Consider the following 15554-nt stretch of genomic DNA (forward strand, 5'->3'; position numbering starts at 1 on the left):
AGAGTTTTGGATTTGGTAACTAAAAAACAATTCAATAATGAGCAAGAAGATAGGAAGAAACGATAAATGCCCATGTGGCAGTGGCAAAAAATACAAGAAGTGTTGTATGAATTCTGGTCGTACGTTTAGTACTTCACATACTCAACAACAACCTCGCCCATTTTTCTCTGAATACAATTCAATTGACCTTCTAAAGTCCTTCGCTGTTCTCACTTTACTCGCCCAAAATCATGGTAAGAACGTCCGTTTCGAAGAGCTTTCGAGGATATGCCTAAGAAACTTTAATGACGATAAGCCTAATGTATCTCAAGCAGCATTAACGACCTTCCTAAATGAGAATTACCCCTCACATTATCTGGAAGATCCTGTCACAAACCTATTCACAGACTTAATCACATTCTACGGTGGTGACTACATTATTTTCCCAGGCATTACAGAAGGTGGTAGCTATGTGCCCTCCAAGCTATTAACGGCAATTTACAATTGGCCGGATTCAGGCATTCCAGACTGGTTTAAAAACAATTGCATGCATGCAGCTCTGTTAATTTTAAATCTTTCAGACAGAGTGGCTACCCGTCTAGGATATGGCCGATACCAATTTGAAGAAGTTGAGAATAACCTCGTATCTATTCCTGATTCAACACGCCTTGCAGAATTAAAAGCAGCTGTTACTTTTTCTGAGGAGGAAATGACCCAATTGCTTCAATCTGAGCAGATAGCAAGGGAAGCATTAGACATGTTTGTACTTGACATTCACGATCCTGAAATAGCTAATGATCATATTGAGGAAAGTCCATTGCTGGCTAAACCAATAATTCACCACAATGGTGAATACATCATTACCTCCCCGGCAACACTCAGCTATGCTTTAGTCGATTTCATTCATTCAGAAGCAAGGACATCAGGCTGCTTCCCTGCTGTTAGCAACGCCTATCATAATGTCATTTGGAATTACACACAGCTTCACTTGAAGCAACTCGGCTTTTCACGAATTGATATTCCTGCAATTTCAGAAAATACTGACCCTACCATTAGAGAAGCGATCTATCGCTTTGATGATGACAAACTCGCATTTGTTCAATACAGAACATCAGGTGAAGCAACACATGAGCAAAGAAAGCAACAGATTATCAACAGCACCCTGGCATTGCCTGAATTTGCAGGTCACCAGTTTATGGACATTTCCCTGATTTCTTCAATGGGTCAAGACATGTTCTTCATGTATGGCAATACTGAAAACTCTGTGAGTATAGGAATGCCAATCTATGATTTTGACACATTAGTGAAATTGAAAGAACATGACGCTATTGACCTTTGGAATTTCGCCAATGCAAGAGATAGTCAAATCCCAGGCAGCAACATGTTTGGAGCTTCTTTTCTGGATGTCTTCAAAGTATACAAGGAAAATGATGACTCCTTTTATGTTTCAGATGATAGTTCCGGTGTAATCCTTCACGTAGAGCCGGGATATGCAGGTAGTTTATATCAGGAAGCAAAGCTTCTTTCTGATGAGCATTCGGTAACACGATTAGTCGAAGGTAGGCTTGCGAACATCCCTGTGATACGAAAGGATAAGTATGCTCCAATTTATTGTTCCATTGATGAATTGTCAGAAGGCAATCTCAATATGGCTGTCGAAGGGTTTCCTTTACCTGTTTGGGTTTCCCCGAATAAAAACTCATTTGACATCCCCCCAGCTGCAAGAGGCTTGTATTTTGAAATGATTGACGCCATCGCTTTTTGGTTATGGCAATGTCAGGAATTTATAAATGCCGACTTATCTAATCTTGAGCAAGCTCCTATTGCTTTTAGATTCGAGTTTGAGCAGGAAGACCGTTTCAATCCCATAGAGCGAAACTTTGAACGTGATCCTGCGTTGGCCAGTCATTTCAACATATCAGTTGATGGCAATACTATCTCAATTTCGATACCACCTGCCATTATACCATATCTGTACGGGGCAGACAACCAAGGAGAACGAGAATTAACAAGGCAGATTCTTCTAGGAATAAATCTCCTGTTGGAGGCTCAACAGAAGCCGACTATCGAGACTGAAAGAATTAATCAAATTGTTGATGCAGCCGCACCCCTCGGAGTGAAGAAGAAAATCTTTATTCTGGATTCAGCTGATAACCTATTACTCGATCCTTCAAACCTTACAAGGCATAGATATTTACAAGGCTATAATGTGAATACCATATTAAATAGTCTTATTCCGGGCTTGGGCAACTTATGCCCTGCAGTTGGTGAGATTACTGATAAAGCTGTAAAGACCAAATTGACAAGGGATGTAGTGATGCGAGTATTGCTACCTATGCTGCAGACAACAATTAGCCAATACCCTAATGAACCTCTCCTCAAAAGGTTAATCAACCTCAATGAAAGCTTAATTCATAAAAGAGAAGAACTAAGAGTCAAAACACCAACCCGAATTGCATGCTTTGTTACTCAGGAACAACAAACAAGTGATTTACAGGATAGCCTTGCTAAACTCAATCAAACGACCATTGCGGTAAGGTGTTTAATAGAACATCTGGCAGCAGAACCCTCCACTGGCAACAAGATCATTAGCACAACTGCTATAGATGAGCTAGTAGCCATAATGAACGCAATAATCGATTGGGGTTCTATGGGTGATCAGATTGAATTTGACCTTTTCGAAATAGAAATGGGCATTTTGCCTTCAGGTCGTATCGGTACAAGCAAACAACTCTTCCGAGAAATTTTTGACCCATATCACGCCTCCAAGTCGAAAGAGAATGTACGTGATGCTCAAGACACTTTCGAACAAGTATTTCCACAACTGAATCCTATGGAGGGCTCAGACGTACCCGAAAGTCTTGATAATGCTTTTACAGAAGAGTTTGGAATCTCCTTCACAAGATTGTGTAAGGTAGTAAATGACTTGGGAATTGTAGCCTATTCCCAACCTAATGCATGTGCAACCATGCTGAAAAAGGATTTATTCATTGAAATAAACAAGCATGATCACACCTATACTGAGGAAGAATTTAATACAGCAATAGCATATCTGAGTTTATTCAATAGAGGAAAAGTACATCGTGTTCCTGCTGGTTTTGACAATATTGACATTTCACCTTGGAGGTTTAACAGAAGACTTTCCCTGCTTCGCAAGCCATTAGTCTTGGTTGACAACCCCACAGACCCAGACAACCCAACCGTTTACTGGGGATTTAGACAGCTGCTATCAAGCAGAATGTATTGGTATGATCAATGTACCACAAACAGACTCAGAGTAAGTGATGACGGACCAGTGCAAAAAGTCTTAGGCAAACTGGCACAGCATAATGGTAAAAGATTAGTAGAATCCGTTTTGAATGAATTTGATAGAAAGGACTTGATGATTGATTCTGAAGTTCCAATCAATCCAAAATCAGTCCTCAAAAATGATACTGATATAGGTGATGTTGATGTGCTTGTAATAGACACTTCCACAAAGACCATATACAGTTTAGAATGTAAAAGCATGGCTCCAAGTCGAAACATCAAAGAAATGATTGGAGAGGTTGACAAACTATTTGGCAGTGATTCGGAAAAAGGTTGGATTGATAAACATGTGGAGCGAGATAGCTGGTTGAAGGCAAATTTGGATCAACTCAGTAAAAAGTACGGCTTGGATTTATCTGATTACACAGTGAAGTCATTTTTTGTGACACAAGAAGACATGCTTACTCCATATCTTAAAACGAGACAATTGGCAATGCCTTTTGTTACCCTTTATAATTTAAAAGAAAACGGATTAGATGCTCTTAAATAAAAGATTAATATAATGGCAGTACCATCTTTCAAAGAAGACCATATATCACAACTTCCAGCATTGAAATTACTGATGAATATGGGCTGGAAATACATTTCTCCAGAGCAGGCTTTAGAAGCTCGTGGAGGCAGAACCTCCAATGTTCTATTGGAAACTATTTTGAAGAACCAACTTCAATTCATAAACACTATAGAATACAAAGAAAAGGAGTTCCCTTTTTCAGACGTAAATATAAATAACGCAATTCTTGCTATACGTGACCTACCTATTCAGGACGGTTTTATTGCTGCCAATAAAGCATTTTATGAATTAATCACATTAGGCAGAAGCTTTGAGCAATCTATTTTAGGGGACAAAAAAAGTTTCTCATTTCATTATATAGATTGGAAACATCCTGAAAACAACACTTATCACGTATCAGAAGAGTTTAGTGTTCTCAGAAGTGGCAGCAGTGAACATTACCGTCCTGATATTGTATTGTTTATCAATGGTATTCCAGTCGTGGTTATTGAGTGTAAGAGTCCAAAGATCAAAGACCCAATCGACAAATCGATTGAGCAACATCTTAGGAATCAGCAGGAAGATGGAATACGTGCATTATATCAATACTCCAACTTGTCCATGGGACTGGCCACGCATGAAGCCAAATACGCCACAACTGCCACTCAGAAAGAGTTTTGGAGTTTTTGGAAAGAACTCTTTAAAACAAAAGCGGAAGAAACTGCCTGGCTCGATAAGCTCCAAGCTTTAAAAAATCAGCCACTACCTACCAACGAAAGAACAACGGTTTTTCAAGAACGGTATAAAAACGTCTGGACTTTCTTCCAGAACCTCCAAAAGGAAGAACAGGCGGTAACAGAACAAGACAAGCTACTATTTAGCATTTGTAAGCCAGAGAGACTTTTAGACCTATTCTTCAACTTCACTCTTTATGATGATGGCATCAAGAAAGTCACTAGGTATCAGCAATACTTTGCCGTTCACAATACCTTGGATAAGATCGTAAAAACAGATAGCGAAGGATTAAGAAAAGGCGGTGTAATCTGGCACACTCAGGGAAGTGGCAAATCCCTTACTATGGTCATGTTGGCTCAACTGATTGCTACGCATCCTCAAATCAAGAATCCTAAAATCATCTTAGTTACTGACCGTATTGATTTGGACGATCAAATCACAGAGACGTTTAAAAAATGTCAAATACCAGTAGAGAATGCTCAAACAGGCAAGCACTTGGTAGAGCTTCTTTCCGGCACAGGTGATACAGTTATCACTACTTTGATTCATAAATTTGAAGCGGCTGTTAATCAGGCCAAAGACGGATTTGATTCACCCGACATTTTTGTTTTGGTAGATGAAGGGCATAGAAGTCAATATGGTACATTCAATATCAAAATGCAAAAGGTATTTCCTAAAGGTTGTTTTATAGCCTTTACAGGAACCCCTTTAATGAAGAAAGAGAAAAGTACTGCAAATCGCTTTGGAGGTTTGATAGATGTTTACTCTATTACCGATGCAGTTGAAGATGGAGCAGTAGTCCCCCTACTTTATGAAGGTCGCCATAACTTAATTGAAGTGAATGAAAAGCCTTTGGATAATTATTTTGATCGAATATCCGAACCTCTAACACCTTATGGTAAAGCTGCTCTCAAGAGAAAGTTTAGTTCCACCAATCAGCTTAATAAAGCAGAAGAGATTATCTACGCTCGGGCTTGGGATATTTCAGATCACTACGAGCAAAACGTTCAAGACATACTTTTTGGAAGTTTAAAAGCTAAAGGTCAGTTAGTAGCTCCAAATAAGACGACGGCTATACGATACCGTGAGTTTATCAGGCAAATAGGCAAAATAACCTGTGAAGTCCTCATTTCCCCTCCTGATGTTCGAGAGAATTACGAAGATGCCTTTGAAGAAAGTGACGACTTAATATTAAAGTTTTGGAAGGCCATGATGGATAAATATGGTAGTCCTGAGAATTATGAAAAGTCACTAATAAGTTCATTTAAGAAGCAAGATCAACCAGAAATCATCATAGTAGTAGATAAATTACTTACTGGATTTGATGCTCCTAATAACTATGTTTTATATCTCACCCGACAACTTAAAGAGCATACTTTACTTCAAGCTATTGCTAGAGTGAATCGTTTAGCTCCAGGCAAAGAGCATGGGTTGATTATTGATTATTATGGTAATTTGGAAAATCTGGATATGGCATTAGAGACCTACTCTGGAGCAGATAACTATGATGCAGCGGATTTGGAAGGAACATTAACCAATATTAGTGAAGAAATAAAGAGATTACCTCAGGCTCACTCAGAAGTATGGGATATTTTCAAGGAAGTGAAAAATAAGTATGACGAACCTGCTTACGAAGAACTATTGGAGGATGATGCTATTCGACACATTTTTTATGAAAAAGTATCGGCTTTTTCTCGCTTGTTAAAGCTAGCCTTATCGAGTTTTGAGTTTATCAGTAAAACTCCGGAGCAGCAAATAAATAAGTACAAACAGGATGCTAAATTTTTCCTTGGATTAAGAATTGCAGTCAAACGGAGATACTTTGACGATCTGGAATATAAGGAATACGAGCCACAAGTTCAGAAACTCATTGACAAGCATATTACCACAGAAGGTGAAATTCTTCGTATTACTGAAATGGTCAATATTTTTGATAAAGAAGAAAGGGATCGTGAAGTTGAGAAGATAACCAGTAAGGCAGCCAAAGCCGATCATATTGCTAGCAGGACTATAAAAGCTATCAATGTGAAAATAAATGAAGACCCAGTTTACTATAAAAAACTTTCAAGACTTATTAGAGATACTATTGAAGACTATCACCAGCATCGTATTTCAGAAGCTGACTATTTAAATAAAGCGAGAGAATACGAAGATCAATTTCATAATGGTAGACAGGACAATGTGCCGGAGAACCTTACTGGAAATGATACCGGTATTGCCATTTATAATTTAGTGAATGAGATTTTTAAAGGAAACTTAAAGCGTTCGGAAGGCTCACAAAACATTGCTGCATTGATGGCTGAAGGTATTGATGAAGTTATTAAGTCTATTGTATTTGAAAACGGGAAGCCAATAATTGATTGGGTAAATAAATCAGATATTGAAGGAAGGATAAAAATTGATATTGATGATTATTTATTCGATTTAAAGACGCAGCAAGGTATAGAGTTGCCCTTTGACCTAATAGATGAATTGGTTGAAGAAGGAATTAAAGTAGCGAAATTGAAATATGTCTGAAACGCTTAACATACAATCTATAGAATTCGGTTCGAGAAAAATCGCATTTGAACTTTCTTATAAGGATCGTAAAACTCTTGGCATTCGGGTGTATCCTGATTGTAAAGTAAAGGTGATTGCTCCGTATAATACCACAGAGGAGAAACTGGAAGCTAAACTTCGGGAAAAAGCACCTTGGATCATTAAACAGCAGCTTGAATTTTTATCCTATCATCCATTAACACCACCAAGAAAATATGTTAATGGAGAAACTCATCTTTATTTAGGTAGGCAATATAAACTTAGAATAGAGAAGTCGGAAACTAATGAAGTAAAGTTATTTAGAGGAAGATTATTAGTGTTGAAAAAGGATAATACATCCGCTAAAAATCTATTGTCTGAGTGGTATAGAGAAAAAGCTTTCGTTCAGTTTGCGGAGACATTGAAAAAAACAATTCCACTTTTTAAACGATTTGAGATTGATGAACCTGAGCTCCAAATTAGGCTAATGCCCACTCGCTGGGGAAGTTGTACCTCTCGAGGCAAAGTAATTTTAAACCCTGAATTGATAAAGGCTCCTAAAGGAAGTATTGAATATGTTATTATTCATGAATTATGCCATTTGGTTCACCACAATCATACTCGAGCATTTTATGCTTTACAAGAAGCAATAATGCCAGACTGGAAAAAATGGAAAGAAAGACTTGAAACGTCTTTGATATGATTTGTAATTAATGTTTTTTGAATTGCAGAGAAAACTTTTATGAATTTAAAATGAATGTATTTATTAAGGTATACCCAGCCAAAAATGGAGATTGCTTTTTAATAAGCTTTAGTGAGAATGAACAAATACAAAAACATTTGTTAATTGATTGTGGGTATGCTGATACTGTAAAAGCTTATTTAAAAAATGATTTAATTAGAATCGGAGAGGAAGGTGGAATTCTTGAAAAATTGATTTTAACGCACATAGATGCGGATCATATTCAAGGGGCTATAAGACTTTTAAAGGACAATAACTTATTGAAATTTATTGAAATTAAGGAAATATGGCATAATTCGTATCGCCATCTTTCTGAAAAAAGACAAATAGGTATTGATAAAAGCCACAAAAGAATACTCAATCAAATAATTCGGAGAGGATATACATTGAAAAAAAATGATGTAAAAGGTGAACATGAAATAAGTGCTGAACAAGGCACTACTGTAGGGGCATTAATTTTACAAGGGAAATATTCGTGGAATAGCGATTTTGAGGGGAATGCAATATGTACCGACTTTAAAAGAGAAATTAGCATTAGTGAAAGCGTAAAATTATTGCTTCTATCCCCTAATAAAAGGAAATTGGAACAATTGAAAAGTTTTTGGAGGGATGAGCTATATAGATATGGGGTAAGTTATGATGATGGCAACTCAGAATTGTATGATGATGCTTTTGAAATGCTTATGTCTTGGGAAAAGGACAACGCCATAAAGCGATCTGTAGAAATTTCAGCTGAAAAAGAAACATTCCAAGATTTACTTGAAAAGCCTTTTAAAGAAGATAATACTGTTACTAATGGTAGTTCCATTGCTTTCATATTAAAAATTCAAGAGAAGAATTTACTTTTTCTTGCTGATGCACATCCTGATTTGATAGTCCAATCGCTAAAGGAATATAATAAAGATGGTATAATTAAATTCGATTTAATTAAAGTTTCACATCACGGTAGTTTCAATAATATTAGCAAGGATTTATTGGAATTAGTAGATTCCCCAAAATACCTCATTTCTACTAATGGAGGACGCCATAATCATCCTGATAAAGAAACAATAGCACATATTATAAATCGGCAGACAAATTTCCACAGAGAAATATATTTCAATTACATAACTGATAACTCAAAATACTTTGATAGGGCTGATTGGAAAAAAAAATATAATTACTCAATTCATTATTTAAATCAAGCCCCATATAACTTATCACTATGATTTCAAGAATACTACACCCGACAGAAATAGAGAGAGCAAGTGTAAGAATAAAGAGTGGCAATAAATCTGGTACAGCTTTTTTCATCTTTGTTGATAATAAAAAACATTTTTTATTTACATCTGAGCATAATATTCCAGAAGGAGAGTCTATTACATTATACACTGGAGATGATGGAGAGATTGAGGCAGAGGTTTTAGAAAGGATACCAGAACATGATGTTGCTATTCTTGTAGTCAAAAATATAACTATAGACAACATAACTGCACTTCCCCTAAAGAACATACAAATACCTTATAATGAAAACTGGGAGACTTATGGCTTCCCAGTGCAAAGAGTAATTTCTGGAGGAAGATATTCAGGTACTGTATCCCGGATTAGCAAGGGTACGAAATGGGATGTAGATTTAACCTGTGATCAATATGCAGATCTTGAAGACTTTGCTGGTCTATCTGGTTCAGCTTTAATAATTGATGGTTATGCTGTAGGTGTTATTGGGTATGATAATGTTGGTACCCTTGGGGCAACAAGTTTACGAAATATAGCTGAGGTTTTAGCAAAACACGAAATAGTTATCGCAGGTGATAAAGAATACTCTACACCAGATTCAATAGAAGAGGATATCTTAAATAGTACACCTAATGATGAAGTGCTAGTCAAAATAAATGAAGTTATTACGGATCAAATTGCTTCCAGCTATTTTTTGGTAAATGGTAGTCCTGGTTCAGGCAAAACCACAATTGCGGCTCAATTAGAATTAGTAAATAATAATCATGTAATCGTTGATCGTTTCTTTGTTAAAGTTCCTGAAAGTGAAGAATACCCAACACAAATCAGGGCAACCCCTGAGTTTTTTATAAAATGGATTGAAGAAGTCTGTTATCGTGCATTGTATAACAGCCCTCCTCCAAAACCCCAATCAGAAACAACTTTAAATGACAGAGTTTTAACAATTAATCAGGTTATTCAACAACTGTCAAATCATTACCAACAACAAGGAAAGATTGCATTTTTGATAGTGGACGGTTTAGACGATGTTAGTAAATCTAAAATAGAAGATTATCTATTTGTTCTACCACCAAATTTACCATCGAACTTTAAAGTCATCTTCTCCTGTACTTCTCGGGAAGTATTACCCTCTTCAATTCGAGGAATGATTAAAACTTCGAATGAGATTAAAGTTACTCCTTTATCAATACAGAATGCTGAGAAATTTTTGTCTGAGCAATTAAAAGACAAGCAACTAAAGTCCACTCAAATAACCGAATTAGCTCAAAAATCAGAAGGGCATCCGCTATACATGCGGTATCTTATTAAATACGTTTTAGAAACTGCCGACCTTGATGCATTAGATAATTGGATTGATTCCATACCGGCTATCGGCGGAGAAATTGAAAACTATTATAATAAGATATGGCGACAATTAGATAACCAAACTAACGAAATTTGGTTGGCAGCTACCTTGGCGAGATTGAGAGTTCCAGTTGAAAAAAATGTATTACAAGAATTATTACCTTCATCTACCAAAGATCATTTTATATCAAGTTTCAAGGAAATACAACACTTATTGAGGGATAAAACCGTAATAAGTATTTATCACACATCGTTTTCAGATTTTATAAATGAAAAAACAACAGATATAAAAAATCAGGTTCATGCAAATATTGCTGAATATGTACTAAAGCATCGACAAACAAACTTTGGAATTTCAGAGCGGGTTTATCATTTAGCACATGGAAATGAGCAGAACAAAAGAACTGCAATTGAAGAATGCAATCAAACTTGGGTAGATGACTGTGCTCTGAATAGTATTAATCCCGATATAGTCTTGGCAGATATAAAGAACATTATCGGCATAGCAGCAGAATTGGGTATAGCTCACAAAGTCATTTCTTTGCTGCTTCTTTCACAACGTGTAAATTTTAGATACAATACGCTTTTTCAAGAAAATGCCGTTTTTCTTGTTAATGCTCTACTTTCTTTAAATAAGCCGGAAGAAGCTATTAGATATGTCGTTCGTAACAAAACTTTAATAACAGGAGATGGCGATGCACTCTATTTGTTACAAAAATTTTATGAGTATGATGCAAATGAAGAAGCTGAGGCCTTATTGAATGCGATCAATCAAACATGTAATAATATAACAGAAAACGGATTTGATGCTGATTCGTTTAATCGATTTATTCAATTAAAGTTTAGTGCTGTTACATTATCTGCTAATTCAGATTTTAAGGAAGCCTTTCATGAGTTCGATCATTTGAAAAGGACAGCAATTAAGATGATTGAAGCAAGCGGCAATCCCAAAGAAGTTGTTAACAAGTTCAAAGATGATATAGGCTCTTTCAATGGTGGATATTTTATTTGGCGATTTAATATTCCGCCAATATCAAAAAAAATTGAAGAAGAATTGAAGTCTTTCAATTTTGATGATCGTTCGAGCGGTTACATTGCTTTAACAATTTATCATGCTTTGGATTTTCAGGAAAAGAGTCCAAAAAGAAAAAAAGTTGACAATATTCCAGTTTGGATTGAAGACTTAGAATATGTGATTGATAAATATGGCACAAATTCCGATTATCACTTCATGCTATTGCATATTCTTTTGGGGAGGTCGAGAAGAGTAGATATTATTGAAGCCCTCTACCAAGAAGTATATCCCAATGAAGAGAAACTTGATTTTAGAAAAGAGAATGGAGTTGATTTGAATCACCAATCTATACATCGATTTACCCTTTACGCAGAATGCCTAGGATTTTTTGATACTTCCAATAAGTTCCCAGAGTTACCTAAATATGGATTTTTTTTTGGTAACTGGGAGGGTAATATTAAGATGATCTTTCTATATATATGTTTTCTTGATGGTAAAATAAAGCGTTACCAAATGGAGGGTAAAGTTGAGGAAATCAAGTCGCTTGAATCAAATTTTAGAGATTTATTTGAAAAGCTGATTCCTGATCTTAGGGATAGAATGAACTGGAAGCGTGGTTATGCTCTGCCTGAATCTATTTATCCCAATATATATAAGCGTCTTATTCACTTACTTAAGAATTTTTTTCCTAATCAGGTGATTGTGTTTACTGAGGTGATTGTACAGAAAAAAAACTATCAACTCGGATTATATACAGAAGGATATACAGATAGCCTATTTGTCATAGCACGGGAGCTCGCCAAAGATCCTGAATATGAATTGTCCGCTTTTAAAGTAACCAGAGTGTTGGAAGAGCATATTATAACTACAATAGAAAATCGCTGGGAACGAAATGAATATCTGTTAAGATTGATAGAGCTATATGCATTACTGAAAAACAAAGATAAAGCGGCTGATATTTTTGAAGAAATGATTGATACCTCCATGGGTCCATCGTGGTATAAGGAGGCGCAATTAGGAATTATTAATACAGCAGTTTCAAATATTATCCCTGAAAACGGCGACCAATCCTATTTGCAAAAGTTTGCCGCTCATTTGCATAATGCTTCAGGAGAAATGACATTTCAACGTTACGTAAAACAACAACAAGAAGAATTTGTAGGAGATTTAGCTAAAATTGGTTTCTTGGATAAATCAATCTCCTATTTTAAATACTTATTACTTCCTGACTATAGAACAGTTATTGATAATGCAGAATTGTGTAAAGTAGATATGCCTTATTTAGGACATAGTTATGTACTAGGAGCAAGAGGAATTGAGGAACAAAGTGGTATATTAGATATGCTTCGGAATATCGATTGTAAAGGATCATTGATTGCTTGGGGGCTTAGTGAATTATTTATATTAGGTGATGACAGGTATATTAGAGGCTATGCTAAAGTACAAGCAAGTATCTTGAATTATATCGAAAATAATGAAACGGAGAAACTGGATATAATTTTTAAACGTATGTCCCGGTTTGTAGTTACTGAAGTATCTGATGAGTATCGGTATGAATATCTTCGTGAACTATTCAGTGAATTAAGTCAATCAAATTTCGAAAGAGTTAAGGGTTATTTAGAATCTGTTGGTCTGAAACCAACAAATTCCGTACAGGAAAGTGCAGATAAAACAGATACGACCTCTTCACAAATTAATGAAAGAGAAGATCCTTTAGACAAATTAGTCAAGGCTAAAGAAGATGCGCAAAAAAAACTTACTACTGAAAACAAAAGTGAAGCACGAAAAATAATCGTAGAAGCTTTGCAGGAAGTGCAAAATCAAAATTATGGAATATGGTCATTCAATTACTCGAGCAAAATAAATGAAATTAGGAATCTTCTTTCTGAAAGTTATAATAACTCCTTTGAGTTTATTAAAAATATAAGAAACCTGATTATAAATGAACCCTATTTTGAAGAATGGGTTATAGCCAATCAGATTATTAGTCTACTTCGAAATATAAATGACGAACAGGAGAAGCAATTAATTTTATCATCCGTCCTTGAGCATATTGATTTAATGGTAAGAACGCCAAAATTATTCTACAGCAAATATGGTTGGATAAGTAATAATGTTATCGATAATATTACTAATCAAAATGATCAATTGCTGTTAGAATTGCTAATTTGGTTTTTAAACCATCCGTCTCTTGTTGTTAAGAACAGGACGATAGAGATATTAACCTGGCTAGGCACTGCCATGCCTGAAACAGTAACTTATGCACTGATAAACGAAATAACTTGTCAGGGATACAAAATCTCAAAAGAACTTTCAGCTTCTATTATTCATCAGATTTCCAATCTAAACCCAATAGGATTTCCAGAAGTATTAAAAAACATTCTTGAGCAGAATGAACAGAAATTAATGGAACTTCAGCATTTTATGATAAAAAATACTCTGTTGGATTCTCTAAGAGAACTAAAATCACATGGTGTTAACAGCTTAGATAGTTTGATTGCAAAATTTGAGCAAACATTTATAGCTTCTACTAAAGGCAATGGAGATATTATATTCGAAGAAGAGTATTTAGAGTCAATAAGTGATTATTTGTATGAACTTAATGAGCTTAATTTTTTGACTAAAGAATTTGCTCAAACACTTTTGGGGCAAATCAAGAAAATGACTCCACTATCGATTAAAGAATGTCAAAAAGCAAGTGGGTATATTGACAGAAGTTTTAATGACCACAATGACATTACTCTTGTTTCGGATTTTGATACAATATTGAGGTACTCTCTTAATATTGCAATTAGTTCTTGTGTAACACTTGAAGGTAAACAAAAAGTAGCTGATATAATGCGGTTCTATCAGCCTACCTTTCCTGAAAATAATTTACATACTCAACTTAATACTAATAGAGAACAACAATTTGAAACAACGATTAAAAATTTGTTTAGTGAGGGCAAAATGGAATTTGAAAAACTGTTCTTTGAGGGTGAAATAGTATTGAATTATTTTAGTACTAAATATGCCGAATCTCGCCGTAGTTCTAATGAAAAAATTGAGCTTACATCTTATTTAATCCCACTAGATAAATATAAAAATGATAGGCATTCTTATCCTTGGTTAACTTTCTCGGCAAATAGGAATCCTTATGCCACTAATTACGAAGACGATAAAATTGTGATTCCTTTTTTTATCAAAAGCGAATATGCCGGAAATGTCACAGGAAGTGAGCTAGTGCCTGCAATAATCAACCCTAATATTAAGACATTGATTAAAGATATAGCAAGCGATATTAAATCAGTGTACTGGAGAAGGGGAAGAAATTGGGATAATCATATGCAAGGTGTAGCTTTGAAAACAGGATATTTTTATACAATTCCTGAGAATTCTATTAATATTCTAAAGGCTAAATATAAATTGATATTACAGGTATATTATGGATATGAGTTCAAATATATTGATGTCTTTGAACAAAAAGAAATATAAAATGATTACTCCAAATAATAGAAAAGAGTTCGAACGGCACATTGATATTTTAGCTGAAAGTATTGAAAGAAAAACATTTCAATTGCCACCTAGTCGAAGAATATTAAGGGGATTGTTAAGTGCGAAACAATTACCCAATAAAAGAATTAGTTTTTTAACTATTGATGAATCTACTCGGTTGTTAGCAAACTCTTTAGCTAATTTTGATAGGCCAGAATTTAAAAACAGAAAAAATGCCAGATAGTAGAAAAGAATTTGAATATAATATGTATATGTTTTTGGAAAAGTTAGAAAGAGGTCAGGTACATATATCTAGGTCTAATACCAGAACTATCAAAGGTATTATCAATGCTAGATATGCACCTAATAAAAGAGTTAACCTTCATACAATAGATGAAATGGCTAGATTAATGGCAAATAGCATTGCCAATATGATGCAACACAAACAATTAAAACCAGAAGATGAGGGAGAGGAGTAAATATGGAATGCCTCCGCCGAAAACTAGGAGAGAATTTGAACATAATCTTTTTTTATTAGTAGAAGAAACAAATAGAATCCTAGCAAGTGATGAGAAGGATATTATACGAAATTTCTTATGGGCAACATATCCACACATAAAAGGTATAAGAAACCATCCAAACGGTAGGATTAATTTTTTAACAGTGAATGAACAAGCTCGCCTACAGGCGAATATGAAAAAATGGATGAGTAGAAATAATTATTAGTAGCTATA

Annotated in this window: 8 protein-coding genes; all 8 read left to right on the top strand. The window is 35.2% G+C overall.

Features of this window, described 5'->3' with window-relative positions:
- The first annotated feature begins 37 nt into the window (after nt 1-37).
- Genes RM553_RS02130 through RM553_RS02165 form a run of 8 tightly spaced genes read left to right on the top strand, consistent with a single transcriptional unit; the run spans nt 38 to nt 15546 of the window.
- Nucleotides 38-3778 (top strand): YecA family protein, encoded by a 3741-nt coding sequence (locus tag RM553_RS02130; RefSeq protein ID WP_311533326.1) that lies wholly within the window; start codon nt 38-40, stop codon nt 3776-3778.
- Nucleotides 3779-3790: 12 nt separating this feature from the next.
- Nucleotides 3791-7030 (top strand): type I restriction endonuclease subunit R, encoded by a 3240-nt coding sequence (locus RM553_RS02135; protein ID WP_311533327.1) that lies wholly within the window; start codon nt 3791-3793, stop codon nt 7028-7030.
- Complete coding sequence (locus RM553_RS02140; RefSeq protein ID WP_311533328.1) at nt 7023-7733, top strand: M48 family metallopeptidase; 711 nt, start codon at nt 7023-7025, stop codon at nt 7731-7733. The genes RM553_RS02135 and RM553_RS02140 overlap by 8 nt, the downstream gene beginning before the upstream one ends.
- A gap of 50 nt (nt 7734-7783) precedes the next feature.
- The gene (avs1a, locus tag RM553_RS02145; RefSeq protein WP_311533329.1) at nt 7784-8980 is read left to right on the top strand and encodes an AVAST type 1 anti-phage system MBL fold metallo-hydrolase Avs1a; all 1197 of its coding nucleotides are present in this window, start codon (nt 7784-7786) and stop codon (nt 8978-8980) included.
- Nucleotides 8977-14820, top strand: a complete 5844-nt coding sequence (locus RM553_RS02150) for a S1 family peptidase (protein ID WP_311533330.1) — start codon at nt 8977-8979, stop codon at nt 14818-14820. Before avs1a ends, RM553_RS02150 begins: the two co-directional genes overlap by 4 nt.
- A gap of 1 nt (nt 14821) precedes the next feature.
- Complete coding sequence (gene avs1c / locus RM553_RS02155; protein ID WP_261450734.1) at nt 14822-15064, top strand: AVAST type 1 anti-phage system protein Avs1c; 243 nt, start codon at nt 14822-14824, stop codon at nt 15062-15064.
- A complete protein-coding gene (gene avs1c / locus RM553_RS02160) occupies nt 15054-15299 on the top strand; it encodes an AVAST type 1 anti-phage system protein Avs1c (RefSeq protein ID WP_261450732.1) in 246 nt (81 codons plus the stop codon). Before avs1c (RM553_RS02155) ends, avs1c (RM553_RS02160) begins: the two co-directional genes overlap by 11 nt.
- Nucleotides 15283-15546, top strand: coding sequence for a hypothetical protein (locus RM553_RS02165; RefSeq protein WP_311533331.1), 264 nt, complete (start codon nt 15283-15285; stop codon nt 15544-15546). Before avs1c (RM553_RS02160) ends, RM553_RS02165 begins: the two co-directional genes overlap by 17 nt.
- Nucleotides 15547-15554: the final 8 nt, after the last annotated feature.

Source organism: Autumnicola tepida, from assembly GCF_031846485.1.
Taxonomy (GTDB): Bacteria; Bacteroidota; Bacteroidia; order Flavobacteriales; family Flavobacteriaceae; genus Autumnicola; species Autumnicola tepida.